Source organism: Nocardia yamanashiensis NBRC 100130, assembly GCF_001613325.1.
Lineage (GTDB): Bacteria > Actinomycetota > Actinomycetes > Mycobacteriales > Mycobacteriaceae > Nocardia > Nocardia yamanashiensis.
The window spans coordinates 180,872-203,184 of the sequence record NZ_BDCD01000019.1 but is presented as its reverse complement, the minus strand read 5'-3'; the positions used below and the strand labels follow the sequence as shown (position 1 = coordinate 203,184).

Annotated in this window: 23 protein-coding genes; 13 read left to right on the top strand and 10 right to left on the bottom strand. The window is 69.8% G+C overall.

From position 1 onward, the window contains the following. Positions 1 to 47 precede the first annotated feature (47 nt). The 3 genes from NY1_RS22575 (at position 48) to NY1_RS22565 (ending at position 2,685) form a co-directional block, all read left to right on the top strand. Positions 48 to 341 carry a DUF2516 family protein gene (locus NY1_RS22575; protein WP_067717015.1) on the top strand — a complete coding sequence of 98 codons (294 nt, stop codon included), beginning with the start codon at positions 48 to 50 and terminating at the stop codon, positions 339 to 341. A 129-nt stretch (positions 342 to 470) separates the two neighbouring features. Beyond that, positions 471 to 1,448: an alpha/beta fold hydrolase gene (locus tag NY1_RS22570; protein ID WP_067716739.1), complete on the top strand. Its 978-nt coding sequence runs from the start codon at positions 471 to 473 to the stop codon at positions 1,446 to 1,448. Between the two features lie 238 nt (positions 1,449 to 1,686). Beyond that, on the top strand, positions 1,687 to 2,685 hold the full coding sequence (locus NY1_RS22565) for an alpha/beta fold hydrolase (RefSeq protein WP_067716736.1): 999 nt from the start codon (positions 1,687 to 1,689) through the stop codon (positions 2,683 to 2,685). 78 nt (positions 2,686 to 2,763) lie between these two features. Here NY1_RS22565 and purU read toward each other — a convergent pair whose 3' ends face one another. Both purU and NY1_RS22555 read right to left on the bottom strand, forming a co-directional pair. After that, positions 2,764 to 3,654: a formyltetrahydrofolate deformylase gene (gene purU / locus NY1_RS22560; RefSeq protein ID WP_067716733.1), complete on the bottom strand. Its 891-nt coding sequence runs from the start codon at positions 3,652 to 3,654 to the stop codon at positions 2,764 to 2,766. 43 nt (positions 3,655 to 3,697) lie between these two features. Next, complete coding sequence (locus tag NY1_RS22555) at positions 3,698 to 4,240, bottom strand: GNAT family N-acetyltransferase (RefSeq protein ID WP_067716730.1); 543 nt, start codon at positions 4,238 to 4,240, stop codon at positions 3,698 to 3,700. Positions 4,241 to 4,311: 71 nt separating this feature from the next. On the opposite strand from NY1_RS22555, the gene deoC reads away from it, so the two are divergent. After that, complete coding sequence (deoC, locus tag NY1_RS22550) at positions 4,312 to 4,971, top strand: deoxyribose-phosphate aldolase (protein WP_174567212.1); 660 nt, start codon at positions 4,312 to 4,314, stop codon at positions 4,969 to 4,971. A gap of 54 nt (positions 4,972 to 5,025) precedes the next feature. Here the strand turns inward: deoC and NY1_RS44050 are convergent, their stop codons facing one another. Then, positions 5,026 to 6,318: an LmeA family phospholipid-binding protein gene (locus NY1_RS44050; protein WP_084535226.1), complete on the bottom strand. Its 1,293-nt coding sequence runs from the start codon at positions 6,316 to 6,318 to the stop codon at positions 5,026 to 5,028. 113 nt (positions 6,319 to 6,431) lie between these two features. Here NY1_RS44050 and NY1_RS22540 point away from each other — a divergent pair, with 113 nt between their 5' ends. Together NY1_RS22540 and NY1_RS22535 are read left to right on the top strand one after the other, a co-directional pair. Beyond that, positions 6,432 to 7,034, top strand: coding sequence for a type IV toxin-antitoxin system AbiEi family antitoxin domain-containing protein (locus NY1_RS22540; RefSeq protein ID WP_067716724.1), 603 nt, complete (start codon positions 6,432 to 6,434; stop codon positions 7,032 to 7,034). A gap of 76 nt (positions 7,035 to 7,110) precedes the next feature. Continuing rightward, a complete protein-coding gene (locus tag NY1_RS22535; RefSeq protein WP_157762430.1) occupies positions 7,111 to 8,673 on the top strand; it encodes a hypothetical protein in 1,563 nt (520 codons plus the stop codon). 205 nt (positions 8,674 to 8,878) lie between these two features. On the opposite strand, the gene NY1_RS22530 is transcribed toward NY1_RS22535, so the two are convergent. From NY1_RS22530 to NY1_RS22520, 3 genes are all read right to left on the bottom strand, one after another. Next, entirely contained in the window at positions 8,879 to 9,583 is a 705-nt protein-coding gene (locus NY1_RS22530; RefSeq protein WP_233434433.1) for a class I SAM-dependent methyltransferase, read from the bottom strand. Between the two features lie 68 nt (positions 9,584 to 9,651). Further along, a complete protein-coding gene (locus NY1_RS22525) occupies positions 9,652 to 10,167 on the bottom strand; it encodes a DUF2505 domain-containing protein (RefSeq protein WP_067716717.1) in 516 nt (171 codons plus the stop codon). Between the two features lie 31 nt (positions 10,168 to 10,198). Then, complete coding sequence (locus tag NY1_RS22520) at positions 10,199 to 10,684, bottom strand: DUF2505 domain-containing protein (RefSeq protein WP_067716715.1); 486 nt, start codon at positions 10,682 to 10,684, stop codon at positions 10,199 to 10,201. 92 nt (positions 10,685 to 10,776) lie between these two features. On the opposite strand from NY1_RS22520, the gene NY1_RS22515 reads away from it, so the two are divergent. The 3 genes from NY1_RS22515 (at position 10,777) to NY1_RS22505 (ending at position 14,217) form a co-directional block, all read left to right on the top strand. After that, a complete protein-coding gene (locus tag NY1_RS22515; RefSeq protein WP_067717009.1) occupies positions 10,777 to 11,850 on the top strand; it encodes a UDP-N-acetylmuramate dehydrogenase in 1,074 nt (357 codons plus the stop codon). A 64-nt stretch (positions 11,851 to 11,914) separates the two neighbouring features. Beyond that, on the top strand, positions 11,915 to 13,153 hold the full coding sequence (locus tag NY1_RS22510) for a L,D-transpeptidase (RefSeq protein WP_067716713.1): 1,239 nt from the start codon (positions 11,915 to 11,917) through the stop codon (positions 13,151 to 13,153). Positions 13,154 to 13,248: 95 nt separating this feature from the next. Beyond that, entirely contained in the window at positions 13,249 to 14,217 is a 969-nt protein-coding gene (locus tag NY1_RS22505; protein WP_157762429.1) for a hypothetical protein, read from the top strand. Here NY1_RS22505 and NY1_RS22500 read toward each other — a convergent pair. The 4 genes from NY1_RS22500 to NY1_RS22485 form a co-directional block, all read right to left on the bottom strand. Next, on the bottom strand, positions 14,214 to 15,764 hold the full coding sequence (locus NY1_RS22500) for a class I adenylate-forming enzyme family protein (RefSeq protein WP_067716708.1): 1,551 nt from the start codon (positions 15,762 to 15,764) through the stop codon (positions 14,214 to 14,216). The two genes, NY1_RS22505 and NY1_RS22500, sit on opposite strands and share 4 nt — an antisense overlap. Continuing rightward, complete coding sequence (locus tag NY1_RS22495; protein ID WP_067716705.1) at positions 15,761 to 16,513, bottom strand: glycosyltransferase family 2 protein; 753 nt, start codon at positions 16,511 to 16,513, stop codon at positions 15,761 to 15,763. Before NY1_RS22495 ends, NY1_RS22500 begins: the two co-directional genes overlap by 4 nt. 146 nt (positions 16,514 to 16,659) lie before the next feature. Then, on the bottom strand, positions 16,660 to 17,574 hold the full coding sequence (locus NY1_RS22490; protein ID WP_067717006.1) for a beta-ketoacyl-[acyl-carrier-protein] synthase family protein: 915 nt from the start codon (positions 17,572 to 17,574) through the stop codon (positions 16,660 to 16,662). A gap of 176 nt (positions 17,575 to 17,750) precedes the next feature. Further along, entirely contained in the window at positions 17,751 to 18,485 is a 735-nt protein-coding gene (locus NY1_RS22485; protein WP_067716702.1) for an SDR family NAD(P)-dependent oxidoreductase, read from the bottom strand. Positions 18,486 to 18,543: 58 nt separating this feature from the next. On the opposite strand from NY1_RS22485, the gene NY1_RS22480 reads away from it, so the two are divergent. From NY1_RS22480 to NY1_RS22465, 4 genes are all read left to right on the top strand, one after another. Further along, entirely contained in the window at positions 18,544 to 19,368 is an 825-nt protein-coding gene (locus tag NY1_RS22480) for an alpha/beta fold hydrolase (protein WP_067716698.1), read from the top strand. Positions 19,369 to 19,458: 90 nt separating this feature from the next. Then, positions 19,459 to 20,826 carry a D-inositol-3-phosphate glycosyltransferase gene (gene mshA / locus NY1_RS22475; protein ID WP_067716695.1) on the top strand — a complete coding sequence of 456 codons (1,368 nt, stop codon included), beginning with the start codon at positions 19,459 to 19,461 and terminating at the stop codon, positions 20,824 to 20,826. Beyond that, a complete protein-coding gene (locus NY1_RS22470; RefSeq protein ID WP_084535222.1) occupies positions 20,823 to 21,410 on the top strand; it encodes a type III secretion system chaperone family protein in 588 nt (195 codons plus the stop codon). Before mshA ends, NY1_RS22470 begins: the two co-directional genes overlap by 4 nt. Positions 21,411 to 21,422: 12 nt before the next feature. Continuing rightward, positions 21,423 to 22,304: an ROK family protein gene (locus tag NY1_RS22465; RefSeq protein WP_067716692.1), complete on the top strand. Its 882-nt coding sequence runs from the start codon at positions 21,423 to 21,425 to the stop codon at positions 22,302 to 22,304. Positions 22,305 to 22,313 lie beyond the last annotated feature (9 nt).

Here is a 22,313-nt window from a genome sequence, read left to right as displayed (position 1 = left end):
CCCGAAGCCCCCGTGTACAGCTGGTACCCGGGGGCTTCGCTCGTATGATGGGGCAGGTGAACGCGATTCCGGATTTCATTCTGTGGGTGCTGCAACTAGGTGCGATAGCCATGACGGTGTTCGCGCTGGTGCACGCGATCAGGCAGCGGCCGGATGCCTTCACCGCGGTCGACAAGCTGACCAAACCGGTGTGGATCGCTATCCTGGCCGTCGCGCTGGTCTTCCTGTTCTTCATGCCGCTGATCGGCATCCTGGGCATCGCGGCCGTGGTCGCGACCGGTGTGTATCTCGCCGATGTGCGGCCCAAGGTGGACGAGATCCAGCGGGGTCCGCGCTGGTAGCAGCGCCCTTTCCAGGCTTTCGGCCGTCACCCGTTCGGGTGGCGGCCGAATTTTTTTTTGGTGCTTGCTCTAGCTAGCACGGTGTGCGCAGGGTTACTGTATCGAGGAGTAACACAAAGGAGTGTCCCCATGCGCGCAATGCTGCGTAACCATCGGGCCGACCTGCGGACCCGGACCTACGGCAATGCGGACCTGAACCCGCCCGCCGGGCCCTACGAGGTCATCCCGGTCACCGCCACCGACGGAGCCCGCCTGCGGGTGCACTCCTACGGCCCCGCCGACGGCGATGTCATCGTGCTGGTGCACGGCTGGACCTGCTGCCTCGAATACTGGAATCCCCAGATCAATGCCTTCGCCGGTGAATACCGCGTGGTCGCCTACGACGTGCGCGGGCACGGCGGGAGCGACCTCGGCACCGCGCCGCTCACCACCGACCAGCTCGCCGACGACCTTTCGGCCGTGCTGGACGCCGCGCTGAAGCCGGGGCAGAAGGCCGTGCTGGTCGGACACAGCCTGGGCGGCATGACCATTCAGGGCTGGGCCGGGCGCTATCCGGAGCAGGTCGAGCGGCGCACGCACGCGGTGCTGCTGACCAATACCGCCGCGGGCGATCTCATCGCCGAGACCACCGTGGTGCCGTTCTTCAATCGCGGCCTGGCCAAGCTGCCCTTCGTGCTGGGCCTGCTCGGCTTGAGCGCGCCCGTGCTGTTCCCGCCGGTCGCGCCGATGAAGTGGGTCTTCCGGCGGCAGATCATGAGCCTGAACTCGGTCGGCGATATCGCCGATTTCGGTCTGAACATCGTGCGCTCCTGCCCGGCGCGGGTGCGCGGCAAGTTCGGCACCCTGCTGTCCTACCTGGATGTGGGCCGGGGCGCGGCGAACCTGACCGTGCCGACCACCGTCATCGCCGGATCGCTGGATGACATGACGCCCGTGGTGCATTCGGAGCGGATCGTCGAAATGCTCACCGCGACCGGCAGTCTGGACGGCTACCGAATCCTGCCGACCGGCCATCTCGGCAATGTCGAGGCCTATGCGGAGTTCAACGGCGAACTCGCGCGGATTGCCAAGGCGGCGTTCGGGATTGCGACGGCGGTGGGGGCCTGAGCGGGTGGGATTTCCCACCCCTTGGGGTCCTTATCCGGGGCATGAATCCGCCCCAAACTGTGTTGTAGATAACAGAAGTCCCCTGGTCCGAGCGCGAAAAAGCAGGAATGCCGCTGTGCCGGAACGGGTATCCCGGAAAGGCGGGCCGCAATGCGGCAGGATCGAAATATCTTGCCGCTTGCACTAGCAAGCACTACTGCTAGCGCGGTAGTGTGGCCTGGAACACAAAGGAGTGCTCATGCTGGTAAAGCTGCCTGAGGCGGGCGCCGACATGCTGACCGCCCCCTTCCGAACCGCACTGCGGTCCCGCACCTACGCGACCGAGTCGTTCAATACCCCGGAACCGGACGCGGTCATTCCCGTCACCACCCCCGATGGCGCGCAACTGCGGGTGCACGCCTACGGTCCCGCCGACGGCGAGGTCATCGTCCTCGTGCACGGCTGGTCCTGCGCCATCGAATACTGGAACCCCCAGATCAATGCCTTCGCCGGCGAATACCGCGTGGTCGCCTACGATCAGCGCGGCCACGGCGAATCCACCATGGGCACCCGGGCTTTCGGCTCCGAACAGCTCGCCGACGACCTCGTCGCGGTGCTGGACGCGGTGCTGCGCCCGGGCCAGCGCGCGGTGCTCGCCGGGCACAGCATGGGCGGCATGACCATTCAGGCCTGGGCCAAGCACTACCCGGAACAGGTCGCCCGGCGCGCCTCCGCGGTGCTGCTGGCCACCACCGCCGCCCGCGAGATCCCGGGCCGCGCCACGGTCATCCCCTTCCTCAATGACGTGGTGCCCGCGCCGGATTGGGTCGCCAAGGTCATGTTCGGCACCCCGCTCCCGCTGCCCGGCGGCCGCGCGGTGCACATGGTCGCCAAGAGCCGCCTGATGACCAGGACCGCCACCGCCGATCAGGTCGCCTTCGGCACCTCGATCGTCCGCTCCTGCCGCCCGTCGGCGCGTGCGGCCGTGGCCCGCGGCCTGCTGCGGCTGGACCTGCACGGCGCCGCCGCGAACCTGACCGTGCCGACCACGGTCATCGCCGGTTCGTCGGATCGCCTGCTGCCGGAACTGCATTCGCGCGAGATCGCCGACACCCTCGCGGCCGCCGGCTACCTGGATCGCTACACCATCCTGCCCACCGGGCACCTGGTGAACATCGAGGCCGAGCAGGCCTTCAACAGCGAGCTGCACCGCGTGATCCGCTCGGGCCGCCGCGGCAACGTCGCCGTCGCGGGCTGATCGAAAAGATCACGGCCGCAAGAAGAACGCCCCTTCCGTACTCCGGTGCGGAAGGGGCGTTCGGCTTTTCGCGGCTCGTCAGTCGAAAACGACGGTGCGGCGGCCGTGCACGAGCACGCGGCCTTCCAGATGCCAGCGCAGCCCGCGCGCCAGCACCACGCGCTCGATATCGCGGCCCTGGCGCACCATGTCGTGCACCGTATCCGCGTGATCGATGCGGGTGACGTCCTGTTCCAGGATCGGCCCCGCGTCCAGCTCGGCCGTCACGTAGTGGCAGGTCGCGCCGATCAGCTTCACCCCGCGCGCGAACGCCTGGTGGTACGGCCGCGCGCCGACGAAGGACGGCAGGAAGCTGTGATGGATATTGATGGCCTTCCCTGCCCAGTGCTCGCACAGCGATTCCGGCAGCACCTGCATGAACCGCGCCAGCACCACCGCGTGCGGATCGTGCGCGTCCACCAGTTCCCGCACCTGCTCGAACGCCGGCCCGCGCTCGGCCGGATCCTTCGGGAACGGCACGTAGTGGAACTTGATGCCGTGCGCCTCGGTCATCGCCGCCAGATCCGGGTGATTGCCGATCACGGCCTCGATGGTGGCGGGCAGTTCACCCGACGCCGCCCGGCCCAGCAGATCGTGCAGGCAGTGCCCGTCCTTGCTGACCAGCAGCACCGCCCGGCGCTTGGCCCCGGTGTCGTGCACCTGCCATTCGGTGTCCGGTCCCAGCTCGGCCGCCACCGCGGTGAACCGGTCGCGCAGTTCCTCCAGCGAGAACGGCACCGTCGCCGCCTTGATCGCCTGCCGGGTGAAGAACCAGCCGGTGTCCAGGTCGGAGTGGTATCCGGCCTCGACGATCGAGCCCCCGAAGTCGGCAATGAACGAGGTGATGCGGGCGATGATGCCGGGACGGTCCGGACAGCCCAGGGTGAGCACGTAGCGGCGGTCATCGGGGGTGGAACTCATACCGGACATAGTCCCAGCCCCGATGTGCCGGCGAATTGCCGGGTCAGCTCCGCTACAGCTCGTAGAAGGGTTCGGCGTAGCGGAACTCGCCCTTGATCTCGGAGTCGTAGGCCGCCAGCGGGCGCACCTGGAAGTGCGAGGTCCAGTCGGCCTGGTCGGGGACCACGCCCAGCCGGATGCCCGGCACGAAGCCGAAGCGGGGGTAGTAATCGAGGCTGCCGAGCAGACCCACCAGGGGCTCGTCGAGGGCTTCGGCCGCGCCGAGCGCGGCGTGCATGAGCGCGGAGCCGACGCCCGCGCCCTGCTGGTCCGCGCGCACGCCGATGGGCCCGAGCGCCAGCACCGGGAACGGCCCGATGCCGGCCCGGGTGAGGCAGACGTGGCCCACCACCTGGTCCCGGAATTCGGCCACCATGGACAGCGTCGGCATCCACCCGGAGTGGTCGCGTAGCTGCCTGACCAGGCTCACTTCCGGCGGTTCGATGGCACCGGCCGCAGTCTCGCCGTTGGCGGCGGCGTACTGGCGGGCGAATGCGCTGCGGTGCACCGCGTCGATCGCGGCGGCGTCGCCGGTACGTTCACGACGGATCAGCACACTACGAGTGTGCGCGAGATCGGTGGCGGCTCGCAACGAAATTCGCCACGCATATGCCAAACTCGGTGCTCATGGCTGAGATTTCCCGCCGGGACGTGGCGGCGATGATCGATCACACCCTCCTCGCGCCGGAAGCGACCGCCGCGGATGTTTCGGCATTGATCGAGGAAGCGCGCGAGCTGGGGGTGCTCGCGATCTGCGTGTCGCCCTCGATGCTGCCGGTGCGCGCCCCCGGGCTGGTGGTCGCGACCGTCGCGGGTTTTCCCTCCGGCAAACATCATTCGCTGGTGAAGGGCGCGGAGGCGCGGCTGGCGGTCGAACAGGGCGCCGCCGAGGTGGACATGGTCATCGATGTGGGCGCGGCGCGCGCGGGTGATTACAACGCGGTGCTGGGCGACATCATCGCGGTGCGCGAGGCGGTCGGGGATCGCGCGCTGCTCAAGGTGATCATCGAATCGGCGGCGCTGAGCGACGAGGCGATCGTGCAGACCTGTCTGGCCGCCGAGAAGGCCGGCGCGGATTTCGTGAAGACCTCCACGGGTTTTCACCCCGCGGGCGGCGCCAGTGCGCACGCGGTGCGGCTGATGGCGGAGACGGTCGGCGACCGGCTGGGCGTCAAGGCCAGCGGCGGCATCCGGGACGCGGCCGCGGCGGCGGCGATGATTGCGGCGGGCGCCACCCGTTTGGGGCTCTCGCGCAGCCGCGAAGTGCTGGAAGGCTTTCCGGGCTGATCGGCGCGCCCGGATGCGGCCCGCCAGGGTGCCTGGCGGGCTGTCATCGGCGAATCAGCAGCTGACCGTGGTGCTCTGGCCGTTCGCGGACTGCAGCTCGGTGCGCCCGCCTTCCAGGTGCACCTTCAGGCCGTCGTTGGTGACCTCGACCTTGGTGGGCTTCATATCGAGCGGGTAGCTCTGCAGGCTCTCGGTCATGAGCTGCACGATGCCCGAGACCAGATCGGTGGGCAGGCCGAAGCCGAGCAGTGAGGCCTGGATGGTCTCCACCTCGACCTTGTCGCCGACGATCTTGGGCTTCACCTGCAGTTCGGCCAGCCCGCCGAGCACGGCGAAGTCCAGGGTGCCATTGGCCGGATCGCCCTTCGCGCCGGAAACCAAGCCGCCCATGGTCTTCACGATGCCGTCGGTGCTCCAGGTGACGTCGGCCGTCGAGCTGCCGATGGTGCCGCCGCCCTTGCCGTTGTCCTTGACCTCGATGTCGTTGAACTTGGCGTGCACGTCCATGCCCTGCGCGGGACCGAACTTGCTGTCCTCGCTGTCCACCGTCACCGACGACACCTTGTTGTCGAACATGGTGAGCAGCAGCGGTTTCCAGCCGAAGGACACGTCGATGCTGGTGCCCATCTCCTTCTCGAACTGCGAGCTGATGCAGTTCTCCATGGTGCGCCGGGTGTAGACCTCGCCGGCCGCCACGCCGCCGACCGCGAGCAGCGCCACCACCAGGGCGACGATGAGCACGGTGCGCCGCGTGCGCCGCACCTTGCCCGAACCGCCTTCTCCGCCACCGACCTTCGTCGGCGGGGGAGTGCCGGGCGGGGGCGTGCCGCCCGGGCCCGCCGGGTAGGCGCCGACCGGCTCGCCGAGCACCTGGGTGGAATGCGGCCCGGTGGTTCCGAATTCACCCGCGCCGAGCACCTGGGTCGGATTCGGCCCCGCCTCCGCGGGTTGCGGTGCGGTGAAGCCCGCGCCGAGCACTTCGGTGGGCTGCGATCCGGTAGTGCCGTACGGCGCGCCGCTCTGCGGTCCGAGCACCTGCGTGGCTCCGGCGTTCGCGCCGAGCACCTGCGTCGGCTGGGCATCGGGGCGCTGCGCGTCGAGCACCTGGGTGTGCTGCTCCTGCTCGGTGTCCCACCAGTTCTGTCCCGTGCCGCCGAGCGCCTCGGTGGGCGCGGCGTCGTTCGCGGGCTGCGGCGTCGCCCCCGGTCCGGGGGCGATCACTTCGGTTTCGCCACCGCCGTTTTCGGGCCCGCCGCCCGTACGTAGCGTCTTGTCGTCCGTACCGGACGAGGCGCCGGTCTCCGGGCCGTGGGCGGTCGCGTCGTCCGAGGTGGGTTTCGAACTCATGGGCCCGATTGTTCCCGAGCTTTCTGTGCGAGTTCTGTGCTTCCGGTGAGGGTGTCGCGTCACCCCGGCCGATTGTGACATAACACACAGGAGGCTGGCGTAGCCTGATCGGTATGGCTGGGAAGCCCGCAGCGGAGCCGGACCCGGAGCACGGCTGGCAGGCGCTGCAAGAAGTGGCCGGGCAGCACGCGGGGTATTTCACCACCCGCCAAGTGCTGCGCACCGGATGTGAAGCCCGGATCCGGGACGGTCTGCGCGACGGCAGCGTCATGCGCGCCGGGGTGGGACTGCTCCGGCTGTCGCAATGGCCGGACGGCCCGCTCGACGAATACGCCATGTGGTCGGCCTGGTTCGACGGGGCCGCCGCCGTCTCCCATCACAGTGCCGCCGAACTGCACGGATTGGGCCGCCTGCGCCCGCGCTTCGTACACATGTCCGCCCGGGTCGGCCGGTTTCCGCTGTCCCCCCGCCTGGTCGTGCTGCGCCGCGCCTTCGCCCGCAACGAGGTCGAATCGGCCGGTACCTTTCTCGTGACCACCCCGCTCCGCACCGTGCTCGACCTGGCGGAAGCGGGCATCGGTCAGGCCGCTCTCGACGAGGTGGTGGCCGACGCGGTCGCTATCCATCGCTGTGCGCGCGCCGAAATTCGTTCCGCCAGTACCACTTTGCCCCCGCAGACGGCGGCCCGGCTGCATCGCGCCCTGACCCGGGCCTGAAGACGTCCCCGGTGGTGAGACTGCACAGCGAGGTTTCGAGTTTTGCGGGGACCGGTTTCGTGGCAGGGTGCTGATCATGGGGACCGTCGGTGATGGCATGTGGGACCTGGTTTTTCCGCCCGGACCGCCGGATCGGGTTTCCGATATGGTCACCGCCGCCGTGGTGGCGGACGCGGTGCGGGAGTTCGACGCGGACCTCGCGCAGTCGGTGGAGACGTGCCGGGACTGGCGGCATCGGCATCATCGGCTGTTCCGGAACATGACGGCGCTGGCGGTCAGCCGGCCGGAGACGTCGCTCGGAATCGCGCGGGCCGGCCTGGCATCGGCGCGGACCATGCTGCGGTTCGCGTCCGGGCGGGCGGTGACATCGCTGGATGCGATCGACGCCGAGGCGCTCGAGTCGGAGGCGGAATCCGCTGCGGGCCTGCTGGATACCGGGGAGGTGCGCGGCGAGGCCGCACCGGTGCCGCGGCTGGAGATCCCGTGGCGCGGGCGGCTGCTCGCGGAGGACGAACTGCGGGCGCAATTGGCGGTCTGGGAGCAGCGCGGCATCGTCGAGCCGGGCTTCGCGGCGGCGATCGAGCAGGTGATCGATCACCCGGAATGGTTGCGGCTACCGGGTTTCCGGCTGATCGCACTCGGCGCGGGAGCCGAACTGGGCCCGGTTCGCCCCCTGCTGGCCTGGGGCGCGGAGGTGATCGCCGTGGATCGCCCCGGCCGAAGCCGCTGGCATCGCCTGCGCACCCACGCCCGAGCGGGCGCGGGCCGCATGACCTTTCCCGTCACCGCCGCCGGTCCCGGCGCGGATATCGCGAAAAGCCTTCCCGCCCTGCTCCATTGGCTTTCCCGCTCCCCGGACCTTCGCCCGGTGCTCGGCATGTACGCGGGCCTCCCCGGCGCGGCCGCCCTGCGGGTAGCCGCCGCGTCCGACGTCCTCGCCGAAGCCCTGCTCCGCCGCCACCCCGGCACCGCCCTGGCCGCCCTGGGTTCCCCCACCGACTGCTACGCCGTCCCCGAACAGGTCGTCACCGCCGCCCGCCGCCACTTCACCGAACGCGGATTGCGCGGCGCCGCACAGGATCTCCTGCACCGCCTGGCCCCCAGCTCCGTCTACAGCCCCAACTACACCAACCCGGTCACCGACACCGTGGGCGCCCAATGGGGCCTCTTCGACAACCTCCCGGTCCTCTCCGGCGCCGACTACGCCCTCGCCCACCGCCTCCCCCGCTGGCGCGCCGTCCTCGCCCAGGACTCCGCCACCACCATCTCCTACACGGTCGCCCCACCCGCCTGGACCGCCGCGGTCCGCGAAACCGCCTGGCGCCGAGCGGCCTACCGCGCCGTCTCCGCCTTCGGCGTAGAGGTCTTCGACCCCGCCACCGCCCGCACCCTGCTCGCCGCGAAACTCGTCGCCGACCTCCACGCCCCGCAGCCGGGATCGAATCCAATCGCCTCGCCGTCCGCCAATCCCGAGGCCCTGTTCGCGATAGGCGCCGCCCACGGCGGCCTCTGGCGCCAGCCCTTCGCCCCCCGCTCCCTCCTGGCCCCCGCCGCCCTCTCCGGCAGCGTCCAAGAAGCCCGAGACCGAGCCCGCACCCTCCTGACCCGCGCAATCGAAATCGCCACCCCCACCCCCTGATTGAATCTCGAGAAGGCGACAACGGCCGGAACGGCGGAACTTCCCACCCGAACGGCACTCCGCTCCACAAGCTCCGATGATCCGCGCGGGTATGCGCGGATCATCGCAGCCTGCGGTCGGCCGAAACGCCCCACGGAGGGGCTGGGGTTCGGGGACCGTTGCGTGACAGCGTAACTCGATCCATCCCGGCCGCGCGGCAAGTCGGTCAGGAGGCAAGGGGAGCGACGGCCGCCCACGGCACCGTCAGCTGGTTGTCGCGCAGGCGTCGGCGCTGCGGACGGAGCGGGAAACCCTGCTCGCGCAAGAGGTTCGCGGCATGCCGCCAGCGCACGCGCGGGCCGTAAGGGGCGAGGGGCGCGGCGTGGGACCAGGCGCGGTCGGCGGCGGTCAGCAGGGCGTGGACGGGTTCACCGGGGATATTGCGGTGGATCAGGGCTTTCGGTAGTCGCTCGGCGATATCCGAGGGAGTTTCGACGGTGAAGGGATCCCAGGCGAGGGTCAGAGAGAGCGGTCCGCTGCGGTCGAGCAGAACCCAGGCGCAGCGGCGGCCGAGTTCGTCGCAGGTGCCATCGAGGAGCAGGCCGTCGGGGGCGAGGCCGGAGAGGATGGTGGACCAGGCGTCCGGGACGGCGGATTCCGGGTATTGGCGCAGGACGTTGAAGGCGCGCACCAAGGTCGGCCGGAGGCCCGCCAGTTCGAAACCGCCGCGGGCGAATTCGACGCCGTCGCGGCCGGGCACCACGCGGTCGGGGTCGATCTCCAGGCCCACCACGCGCAGGTCCGGGCGGACGGTGCGCAGTCGCCCCGCCATTTCCAGGGTGGTGACGGGGCTGGCGCCGTAGCCGAGGTCGACCACGAGTGGATCGGCGGCGTTCAGCAAGCGCTGAGTTACCAAGGGGTCGTGCATCATCCACCGGTCCCCGCGCCGCAGGCGGTTGATCCCGGTGGTACCGCGGGTGATCGTCCCGATCGGCTTGTTCAGCCGACGGGATGCTGCTGATCCAGCCAGAGCTTCGTCACCTCGGCTTCGGCGCGGAACAGGTCGATCAGGTTCACCAGCATGACCTGTTCGAGCTTGCGCCCGAAGAACGGAATGGTCACCGTGGCCTTGGAAGAGGTGCGCAGGGTGCACCCGGTCTCGGTGGGGAACAGGCGCATGGTGCCGCCCAGGGTGCCGGGCCCGCCGGGGATCTCGGCGGTGTATTCGCCGGTCACCTCGGGTCCGAAGGGGCCGTAGCTCTCCCGGCGGGTGATCACCATGTCCTTGTGCATGACCAATTGCGCCATCTCCGGCAGCTTCTCGCGCGGCAGCACATGCCGCGTCTCGATCTCGATGCCGTGCTCGCCAGCGGTCAGGCTGACGATGTCGTTGGGCGAGTGTTTCCGCATTTCCTCGATGCGCGCGTCCCAGTGGTCGCGGTTCATCAACGCCGCGTACACCTCTTGCGTGGTGTGCAGCGGATAGCGTGCGGAGTAGTCGAGTCGGCGAGGCACGATCGCTCAGGTTACTGCCGGGAAGCCCCCGTCAGTGCGAACTCAGCCAATTGTCGGTGAACTCGGCTTCTCGCTCCAGCAGTTCGGTCAGGTGCTGCTGGATGGCGGCCTCGATCTTCTTGCCGAAGAGCGGGATCTTCACGTCGATGGACGCGTCCACCACGAAGGTGGAGCCGGTGCCGTCGTCGGTGACGGTCAGCGTGCCGTTCACGTTCGCGGGCGCGCCGTCCACATGCGCCTCGACGGTGCCGCCGTTGCCGTGCCAGGTCTCGATGCGCGGAATGATCAGGCCCTCGGGCTTGATCGCGGTGATCTGCGCGGGCAGATCGTCGGGCGAGATGGCCTGCACCATTTCCACCCGCACGTTGTCGCCGCTGATGGAGATGTTGTCGATGCGCGCGCCCGGGCCGCCGACCGCTTCGATGCGGTCTTTCCAGTACTGCTCGTCGGCGAACGCCGCACGCACCGCGGCCATGGGATGGGTCGAGTGCGCGGTGAAGGCCAGAGGTGTCGCCATGGTGGGACAGGCTACCGTCTGTGGTCGTGCGTACTTCTCGGGTGGTGGCGTTCGACGAACTGCGAGACCTGCTGGCGGCGACCGGGGCGCGGCTGCGCGAGTCGGTGCCGCTGGCGGAACTGACCACGCTGCGGGTCGGCGGTCCCGCCGTGGTGGCCGATTGCGAGACCACCGAGGCGCTGGTCGAGACGGTTCGCGCACTGGACGCGGCCGGAATTCCGCTGCTGCTCATCGCCGGTGGCTCGAATCTGCTCATCGCCGACACCGGTTTCGACGGCGTCGTGGTGCGGATCGCCACCGAGGGCGTCGGCATCGTCACCGCGGGCGGCTCCGAGGAGGACGAGGACGAGGTGTTCGTGGTCGCGGAGGCGGGCGCGAACTGGGACGCGGTGGTGGCCGAGACGGTGGCCGCCGGTTTCGGCGGCCTCGAATGCCTGTCCGGTATTCCGGGTTCCGCGGGGGCCACGCCGGTGCAGAACGTGGGCGCGTACGGCGTGGAGGTGGCGAGTTTGCTGCGCCGCGTGCGTTTGCTGGACCGGGCGACGGGGGAGACCCGCTGGGTCGAGCCGGAGGAGCTCGGATTCGGTTACCGCACTTCGGTTCTCAAGCACAGTGCCGCCGCCGTCGTGCTGGCCGTGGAATTCGCGCTGCGCGCGGACGGTTCCAGCGCACCGCTCGGCTATCGCGAACTGGCGAATGCCCTGGGCGCCCAGGAGGGGGAATCCCGTCCCGCCGCCGCGGTGCGCGCCGAGGTGCTGCGCCTGCGCGCGAGCAAGGGCATGGTGCTCGATTCCGAGGATCACGACACCTGGTCCGCGGGGTCCTTCTTCACCAATCCGATCGTTCCCGACTCCCGGGTACCGGCCGTGCTGGAAGCGATCGCCACACATGTCGGCCCCGATGTGGCCGTCCCCACCTGGCCCGCCGACGGCGGCGTGAAGTTCTCCGCCGGCTGGCTCATCGAGCGCGCCGGCTTCGCCAAGGGCTACCCCGGCGCGAATGCCCCCGCCCGGCTGTCCACCAAACACACCCTGGCCCTGACCAATCGGGGCGGCGCCACCGCCGCCGATCTCGCGGCCCTCGCCCGCACCGTTCGCCAGGGGGTTGCCGACCGCTTCGGGATCACCCTGGAACCCGAGCCCGTGACCGTGGGTGTGCCCCTGTAATTGGTGTCCTGGACCACTTCCGCGCAGACCGGGGGACCTGGTTTGCCGGGGTAAGGTCGAGGAAGTGAGCAATCGACAAGTGTCTCGGCGGTCGACCGCCGTAGTGGCGGCGCTGTTGGCCGTGGTCGCGCTGGTAGCCGGGTGCACCTCCGACAAGTCGGGTGGTTCGGCCAAGGAAGCCGAACCCGCCGCCAAGGTCACCGTGAGTCCCGGCAATGGAACCGCCGACGTCGACCCCAAGGCGGCGGTCAGCGTCTCCGTGACGGGCGGCCGCATCGACCAGGTGGCGCTCACCAATCCCAATGGCAAGCAGGTGGCCGGTGAATTCACCCCGGACCACAGCAAGTTCACCGTGACCGAGCCGCTCGGCTACGGCGTCACCTACACCTGGAACGGCACCGCCACCGGCACCGACGGCAAGCCGGTCGCCATCGACGCCAAGTTCAGCACGGTCACCCCGAAGAGCGTGGCGACGGCGACCATCAATATCGGCGACGGCCAGGAGGTCGGCATCGCGGCGCCGATCATCCTGCAGTTCAAGGGCCACGTGAGCGACAAGGCCGCGGTCGAACGCGCGCTGTCGGTCACCACCACCCCGAACAACGAGGGCTCCTGGGCCTGGCTGCCCGACGACAACGGCGGCTCCCGCGCGCACTACCGGACCAAGGAGTACTGGCAGCCCGGCACCAAGGTGCAGGTGGCGGCCAAGCTGTACGGCCTGAATCTGGGCGACGGCGTGTACGGCGACTCCGACATCACCTCCGATTTCACCATCGGCCGTTCGCAGATCGTGAAGGCCAACGCGCCGAGCCATCGCATGCAGGTGGTGCGGGACGGTCAGGTCGTCTTCGATTTCCCGGTCTCCTACGGTGAGGGCAACGAGGATCGCAATGTGACCCGCTCCGGCGTGCACGTGGTGACCGAGAAGTACCAGGACTTCATGATGTCCAATCCGCCGTACTACACGAATGTGCGCGAGCGCTGGGCGGTGCGGATCTCCAACAACGGCGAGTTCATTCACGCCAACCCGATGTCCTCGGCGGCGCAGGGCAATACGAACGTCACCAACGGCTGCATCAACCTCAGCGACGGCGACGCGCAGTCCTACTTCCCGACCGCGCTCTACGGCGATCCGGTGGAGGTGACCGGCACCCGCATCAACCTGTCGGCCGCCGACGGCGATCTCTACGACTGGACCATCGACTGGAACACCTGGAAGAGCATGTCCGCGCTGCAGGGCGATCCGTCGCCGGTGGTCTCCGCCACCGCGGTCCCGCCGCAGGCGCCGGGCGGCACCCGCTGATCGCCGCGCCGTAAGGGCGCGCCTCGCCGCCGAGCGGACCGCCGGATTCCGGGTTATGTTTCTCCCGGAGCTGGCTTCGGTGGTGAGGAGGCCCGGTGGCGAGTGGAGCGGCAACGGCTGCAACGGGATTCACGCGGGCGCGGCGCGGGTTCGCGCGGCCGCTGAGCCGGGCCGAGCGCTGGTTCTGGATGATCGACGCGATCTCGCCCGCCAATTGCGTTGCGCGGGTGCGGGTGCACGGGGTGCTCACGCCGGAACGGCTGGAAGCGGCCGCGGACACCCTGGTCTCGGAATATCCCGTGCTGCAGGCGGCCGTGCGCGGCCCCGCCGACGATCCGTGGCTGGCCTCGCTGGCCGAACCGGTGATTCCGGTGCGGCGCATCGCATCCGATGATCCGCAGGCCTGGCAGCGCGAGATCGAAGCCGAGCTGGCCCGGCCGTTCGATGTGCGGGCGGGCCTGTCGCGCATTGCCGTGGTCGGCGGCCGGGACGCGGCGGCGGGGGAGTTTCACGACGTCATCCTCACCATGTCGCGCATCATCGGCGATGGTCGTTCGTCGCTGGCGGCCCTGCGCGAACTGATCGAAGCCGCGGCCGGCGCGCCACCGCGCACGCCGCGCACTCCCATCCCGCCCGCGAACGAACTGATCCGGATTCCGCCGCGCGGCTTCTGGCGCTGCCTGTTCACCAAACCGCACGGCCGGACCCGGATCGTGTACCGGGTGCTGGACGCGCAGCGGCTGGCCGCGCTGGCCGCGGACTGCCATCGCGCGGGCGTCACCGTGCACAGTGCGCTGGTCGCGGCGGTGGACGGCCGCGTCACCTGGAACACCTCGGTGATCGATCCGGGGCGGGTCGAAATGCCGGAACAGGCCGGGACCGTGCGGCTTTCGGGCGTCGCGCTCGCCGCGTCGAACTCCGGCATCGGCGCGCTCACCGTCACCGTCACCGCGGCACACGATGAGCTGCGCCTCGGATTCTGTTATGCGGAAGGCGTTTTGACCGCCGCGCAGGCCGCGGCGTTCGCCGACCACGCCATCGCCAAGCTGCTCGAACCGCGTTAGCGTCCGGCCCGCGCCATTCGATCGGCCAGCAGCGCCCGCAGCAGGGCGCGATCGGGTTTGCTGGTGCGCCCGCTCACCGGAATCTCCGCGACCGTCACGATGTCGTCCGGCAGCGCGGAAATATCGATGAGCGCGGGCAATTCGCGGCGCAGCCGGGCTTCCACATCGCCGCTCCCGGGCTCCGGCACCACGGCCAGCACGATGCGCTCGTCCCCGACCTGATCCGGCAGCCCGACCATGACGGCCTGCCGCACCCCGGCCACCGCGCCGATGGCCGGTTCGTACAGGCCCGGATAGATATTGGTCTTGCCGCGGATCATCATGTCCTTCTTGCGGCCCAGCAGCACCAGTTCGTCGCCGTCGAAGCGCGCGAAATCACCGGTGGCTATCTCGGTCAGCGGCGGCTCGCCGAGATAGCCGCGGCACAGGTTCGGCCCGAACAGGATGAGTTCCCCGTCCCCGGCGACATGCGCGGTGATGCCGTCGACCGGTGCGCCGATCAGATCGCCCGATCCGGTGTAGCCGAGCTTCGCCGCCCCCGAAGTGATCGCCACGGGCAGGATTTCGGTCATGCCGTAGATGGCGAGGAACTCGCAGCCCGGCAAGGCCGCGGTGGCGCGCCGCAAGAGGTTGGCGGTGACCGGCGCCCCGCCGAGCGAGATTTCGCGCAGGCGTCCCGGTGCGCGCAAGCGCCCGGATTCCACAGCCGTGAGAACTGTGGATAAATCCGCCGGGGTGAAGAACGCGTGCGTGGCCGGTTCGAGCTGCCGGGTGAAGCGCAGCGGATCGATATGCGTGCCGAAGCGCGGATAACGGGGCATGGACCAGCGCGCGCCCGCCATGAGCGCGGGCAGGCCGATCATCAATTGCTCGGTGTGCAGATGCGCGCCCCGCGCGACGCTACTGCGCCCCGCCACCGCCGCCAGCCCCGCGCCCAGTGAACCGCGGGTGTGCACCACGGCTTTCGGGGCGGCGGTGGTGCCGGAGGTGAAGACGATGAGCGCCTCCGCTTCCGGATTCGCCGCGCCGCGCGCGAACTCCGCCGCCGCGTCGAAGCTCGGTTCGAGCAGCCGCGCGGCCGACAGCGAACCGGCTGGGGTGCCGGGCAGGCGCGGACCGCTGTGGATATGGCGCACCGGCAGTTTCGCGAATTCGGGCAGCGACAAGCCGAGCCGCCGCCCCGCGCCCTGCAACGGCCCGCCGAGCGCGTACAGCAGCGATTCCGTTGCCGCCCAGCCCGGGCGCGCCAGCTCGATGCGCCGCGCGAACAGTTCCGGTCCGACGCCGGGATCCACGAACACGATGGTGCCGCCCGCCGCGATGGTCCCGAGGATGAGCACCACCGCGTCCGGGCACGGCCGGATGGAGAACAGCATCCGGTCGCCGGGCCGGAATCCGCTCCGGTACAGCCGATTCGCCACCCCGTCGATGCGCTCGGCGAGCTGCGCGTAGGTCAACGGCGGCTGCCCGACGGTCCCGAGCGCCGCCGCCAGCGGCTGTTCCCGCCCGCGCTCGCGCAGCAGTTCGATGAAGTCCTTGTCGCTCAACGGATATCGACCACTTCCGGCTTGTATCGATGGTCGGCGTACCACTCCAAGGTCCGCCGCACCCCCCATGCCCGCACTCGCCGATTCGACCCGTACACCCGCACATCCCGCCGCAATCCGTAGTCGGTGGTGAGCATACGCACCGCGTTCACCAGCGCCCGATCCTCGTGCAGCTCCTCGATCGCGGTGCGCGGGAATCCGCCTGCGGCTTCGTACAATTCGGCCGTGATCGCCATATTGCACCCCGGCGTCATCACATACGGACCGAGATAACGCGGATCCTGATTCCCCGGCCGGAACTTCCCGAACGTGGACGCCAGCTCCAGCGCCACCCGGATGATCGTCCGATCCACCCACCGCACGCCCTCATCGGTGCGCGGCAGCAACTGCCCGCTGATCAGCCGCAGCCCGGAATCGAAGGCGGCGTGTATCCGTTCGGTCCAATCGGGCGCGGGCAGGCAGTCGGCGTCGGTTCGCGCCAGCCGCACCGCCCCGGCGGCGATCGCATGCCGCATACCGGTGTCGGCCGCCGCCCCGGTGCCTTTCCGCGATTCCGTGACGACCTCGATCCGCGGCACCGGATGCTGGAGCGCGAACTCCCGCACCACCTTCGCGGTCCGATCGGTCGATTCGTTGTCCACCACGATCACCGTGAAATCGCGATCCCGCTGTGCCGCCAGCGCTTCCAGCGTCGCGGTAATGCCGTGTTCCTCGTTGTAGGCGGGTACCACGATCCAAAGCTTGCTCATGCCTTCACCTGCCGGCGGTGGGCCGTGGCGCGGTCCGAACCGACCTGTTCGCCTGGGAGTAGCGCGTCTTGCCGCAGGTTGGCTCGGCCGGCGAGAACCTGCTCATGTCCTGCTCCCTTCGATACCCGGCCGTGGCGCCGGCTTGTTCACCCGATCGCGGGCAGGCGATAGGTGATGGCGGCGGCGGCTGGTCCCGCGCCCGCCGCGACGAACAATGCCACGGCGAAGCGTTCGAGGCGACCGCTGTCGCGGGCCGCCAGGTAGGCGACGGGCAGCGCGGAGGTGCGGGCGTCGCGGGGGAAACTGGTGCCGGCCTCGGCTCCCGCCCGGTCGTCGAGGCAGCGGTCGTCGTCCGTGGCGATCGCGTCGGGCGCGATCCCGAGGCGGGCGGCGAGCAGCCGGGGGAATTCGGGAGTGGGCCGCCCGCACAGCAGGAATACCCGGGCGGGGTCGGCGCCGGCTACTTCGAGGGCTTCGGTGGCGGCGCTCTCGGCGTGATGCAGCAATTCCTCCGTGGAGGTGCCGGAGCGGTCGACGGTAATGGATTCGCGGCCGGGGCTGCCCGGCTCGGTTAGTCGGACGAAGCCGGTCGCGGCGGGGCGGCCGTCGGTGGCGCTGATGTGCAGGGCGCCGAATCCGATTGGCGCACTCGTCTTTTCGAGCACCAGCGCGGCCCCGACCGGCTTGCTCGGGAAACCGGGTTCCGGATGCGCGTCGCCCGCCACCACGACGACCCGCGCGACCGTCGGCGCCGCCAGCAGCGCCTGGCTCACCTGAATCGCATTGAGCACCCCGACGGCCCCGTTCATCAGGTCGAACGTCAGGCACGGCGTCGCCCCGCCGCGGTATTCCAGGCCGATGCCGGCGGCCTGCTGAATCAGCGCGGACACGGCCGGTTCCACCAGGTGCGCATCGCGGTACACGCCGGTATTGATGAGCGCGTCCACCGCTTCGGGCGTACCGCCCGCCGCCGCGACGGCCCGCTTGGTGGCGGCCACGGCCTGGTCGATGGAGCTGCCGCCGCCGGTTTCCACCGCTACGGCCGAAATGATGATTGCCATACTGATCACACCCGAAGCTCGCCGAGAGTCACCGCCGGCGACCCGGAGACGCGGGCGCCGTCGGTGCTTTCGAACCGGACGCTATCCGTTGTCACCGGTACGCATCGGCGAAAACCGCGAAATTCGAGGTGAATGCGGCGCTCCCAATTTCCCTGCGGGATGGCCGAATTGCGGATTCAGCCGCGGCGCGCGAAACGCCCCGCTTCGGCCTGATCCCGCGGCTTCACCACGATGGTGTCCAGATTGACGTGCGGCGGCCGCGACGCCACGAATCCCACGATTTCGGCGATATCCTGCGCGACCAGCGGATCGATGCCCTTGTACACATTCGCGGCCCGCTCGGCATCGCCGTCGAAACGCACCAGCGAAAACTCGGTTTCCACCGCGCCCGGGGCGATTTCGGTCAAACGCACCGGCTGTCCGAGCAGTTCACCGCGCAGCGTGCGGTGCAATACCGCCTGCGCGTGCTTGGCGGTGGTGTAACCGGAACCATTGTCATAGGCCGTGAACGCCGCCACCGAGGTAATGGTGACGATGAGCCCGTCGCCGGATTCGATCAGCTTGGGCAGCAATGCCTTCGTCATGCGCAGCGTGCCCAGCACATTGGTTTCCCACATCCAGCGCCAATCGTCCAGATCGGCCTCGGCCACGGTCGCCAAACCCTTTGCGCCACCGGCATTGTTGACCAGCACGTTGCACTGCCCGACCGCATCGGTGAAGGCCCGCACCGATTCCTCGTCGGTCACGTCCAGCGCCAGCGCCGTCCCGCCGATCTCGGCCGCCAGCGCTTCCAGCCGCTCGACCCGGCGCGCGCCCACATAGACGTGATAGCCCTGCTTGGCGAGTTCACGGGCGGTGGCTTCCCCGATGCCCGAGCTGGCTCCGGTGACAACGGCGGTACGAGTGCTCATGCCCTGAGCTTAGGCACGGCATACCGCATCGGCGTCGCGGGTGGTTAGCCTCACTCACATGGCGATCAGGGAAGTAGCTAGCGCGGACGGCACGAATATCGTTTACAGCGTCACCGGGCCGGAAGGCGCGCGGCCGCTGGTGTTGCTGCACGGCTGGTCCGGCAATCTGCGCTGCTGGGGACGCGCCGCCGACGAGCTGGCGCGTGAGTTCCGGGTCATCGCGCTCGACCTGCGCGGCCACGGCTACTCCGATGCCCCCGAAGCCGGTTACGACGATCCGAAGAACTGGGCCGCCGACGTGGCCGCCGTGCTCGCCGCCGAAGCGATCACCGCCGGCGCGGTTCTGCTCGGCTGGTCCTACGGCGGCATCGTGCTCACCGACTACCTGACCGCCTACGGCACCGGCGCGGTCGCGGGCGTCGTGTACACCGGCTCCCAGGCCGGCATCGGCCGCGGTGTGCCGGGCGCGACGCCCGGCCCGGCCATGCAGAAGGCGATTCCCGATGTGTTCGAGGAGAGCGCCGGCCGGGCGAATCGCGGGTTCGCCGCCTTCGGCAATGCCAATACCGGTCCCGGCCGCGACAAGGGCGAGGACGCCCAGCGCCTGTTCGGCGGCAGCCTGGCCACCCGCCCGCGGGTCCGCAAGGCGCTGTTCTATCGCACCGTCGACAACACCGAAACCCTGCGCGGCCTCGACGTCCCGGTCCTCGTCCTGCACGGCACCGCCGACCCGGTGGTCCCGATCGAGAACGGCCGCTACATCGCCGAGACCGTGCCCACCGCCACCACCTCGTACTGGGCCGATGCCCAGCACGGCCTGTTCGTGGAGGACCCCGAGCGCTTCGTGAGCGAACTCACCGCATTCGTGAACGCCCTGGCCTGACCCGTATCGCGGCGAGATTCCTTGTGACTCAGCTCACTTGGTCGGGTAACCCACGTAGGCCGGATAACGGGTTGCGTGCACACTGGAGAGGTGAGTCAACGCCCCGACCTACGGCCGAATCGGATTGCCGTGCTATCGGTGCACACCTCACCTCTCGCCCAACCGGGAACCGGCGACGCGGGCGGCATGAACGTCTATGTGCTGCAGACCGCCGTCGAACTGGCCCGCCGCGGCACCCAGGTCGAAATCTTCACCCGCGCCACCTCCTCCAATGACGAACCCGTCGTCGAGGCGGCGCCCGGAGTCCTGGTGCGCCACGTGGTGGCCGGGCCGTTCGAAGGTCTGGACAAGCACGATCTGCCCACGCAGTTGTGCCCGTTCGCGGCGGAGGTGCTGCGCACCGAGGCCCGCAACCTGCCCGGCCACTACGACCTGATCCACTCCCACTACTGGCTGTCCGGCCAGGTGGGATGGCTGGCGCGCGACCGCTGGCGGGTGCCCATGGTGCACACCGCGCACACGCTCGCCGCGGTCAAGAACGCCTACCTGGCCGAGGGCGACACCCCGGAACCGGCCGCGCGCGAGATCGGCGAGAAGCAGATCGTCGCCGAATCCGACCGCCTGGTGGCCAATACCGCCGAGGAAGCCCGCCAGCTCGTCGAGCTCTACGGGGCCGACCCGGACCGCATCGACGTGGTGCTGCCGGGTGCGGACCTGACCCGCTACCACCCGGGCGACAAGGCCGCGGCGCGCGCCGAGTTCGGGCTGCGCGCCGATGAGCGGATCGTCGCCTTCGTCGGCCGCATCCAGCCGCTGAAGGCCCCCGACGTGCTGATCCGCGCCGCCGCGCAGATGCTGGCGGACGAGGCCGCGCTGCCGTATCCGCCGGCCCGGCCGCTGCGCGTGGTGATCGTCGGCGGACCCTCCGGCACCGGTCTGGAACGCCCCGACGCGCTGATCGAATTGGCTGCGGCCCTGGGCATTTCCGATCGCGTCACCTTCCTGCCGCCGCAGCCGCCGCACCGCCTGGTGCAGGTCTATCGCGCCGCCGACCTGGTCGCCGTGCCGAGCTACAACGAATCGTTCGGCCTGGTCGCCATCGAGGCGCAGGCCAGCGGGACGCCGGTGCTGGCCGCCGATGTGGGCGGCCTGGGAACGGCTGTCCGCGACGGGGTTTCGGGCCTGCTGGTGCCCGGCCATCGCACCCCGGACTGGGCTGATGCGCTGCGCTCGCTGCTGTCCGATCCGGTCCGGCTGGAGGTCATGGGCGCGGCCGCCGTCGATCACGCCGCCAACTTCTCCTGGGCGCACACCGCCGAGGGCCTGCTCGACAGTTACTCCGCCGCCATGGCCCAGACGCGTGTCCCGCGCCCGCGCGCCGGTAGCCTGCACACCGACAGCAATCACGCCCGATCGCAGTCGCTGTGGCGCCGCCGGATGGGAGCAGTACGCCGATGAGCGAAACCGAACGCCCGGATACCGCCGCGCGCGCCCAGGGCGGCGTCGCCGTCCGCCCGCACGAGAGCAGCGGTCAGCTCAACGACGACACCGCCCGCGCGACAGCGCTACTCATCGACGAGACGCTGCGCGACCGCGAGATCGAATACAGCCGGGAAGCCCCGAACCTGTTCGTGGTGGTGCTGCCGGGCGAGCGCAAGCTCAAGACCGTCATCGGCGTCTCCATCGGCAAGCACGGCATTCGCATGGAATCCTTCGTGTGCCGTAAGCCGGACGAGAATTTCGAAGGCGTCTACAAATTCCTGTTGCGCCGCAATCGCCGGCTCTACGGCGTGGCCTACACGATCGACCGGGTGGGCGATATCTATCTCGTCGGCCGGATGTCCAACGAGCGCGTCACGCCCGACGAACTCGACCGCTGGTTCGGGCAGATCCTCGAGGCCGTGGACGCCGACTTCAATACCCTGCTCGAACTCGGATTCGCGGAATCCATTCGCCGGGAATGGAAATGGCGGGTGTCGCGCGGGGAATCGCTGAAGAACCTGCGCGCTTTCGAACATCTCGTGGACACCGACGACAACTAGCCGGAGCGGACCATGGTGGCTTTGGCCGTGGATATCGGCGGCACGAAATTCGCCGCCGCCCTGGTGGATGCCGAGGACCGGCCGATCGATGCGCAGCGGATAGCCGTTCCGCCCGCACGGGTCTGGGCGGCGTGCCGGGATCTGCTGCTGTCCGTGGCGGGCGACGCGGAGGTGACCTCGATCGGCATCGGATCCGCCGGGCCGGTGGACGTCACCACGGGGGTGGCCGGTCCGCTGAACATTCCGGAATGGGCGGCGGGATTCCCGATCGTCGAGTCGATCCGGAAACTGTTCCCGGCGGCCGGGATTCGCTTCGCCATCGACGGGGTCGCGCTCGCGCTGGCCGAGCAGCGCTGGGGCGCGGCGCGGGGCGTTCCCGATTTCCTGGCCGTGACGGTCTCCACCGGCATCGGCGGCGGCGTCAGCTCCGACGGCCGAGTGATCATGGGCCGCACCGGAAACGGCGGGCACGTCGGTCACATCGTGGTGCCAGGCAATGAAGAGCCCTGCGCCTGCGGCGGTTTCGGCTGTGTGGAAGCGGTGGCCAGCGGACCGTCCTCGGTGCGCTGGGCCCGGCGGCAGGGCTGGACCGGTGCGGACGGCGTCGAACTGTCCCGGGACGCGCAGGCCGGGGACGAGATCGCAATGGCCGCGCTCGCCCGGGCCGGAACCGCGCTCGGCGTCGCGGTTTCCTCCGCCGCCGCGCTGCTGGACACCGACCTGGTCGTGATCGGCGGCGGCTTCGCGCAATCCGGGCAGCCGCTGTGGGGGCCGCTGCGGGAGAGCGCCGCCCGGCATGCCCGGCTCAGCTTCCTGCGCGGCCTGCGCATCGTCCCGTCGGAGCTCACCGACCAGGCCACCCTCGCCGGTGCGGCCCTGCTGGCCACCCGGTAGGCCCAGTCC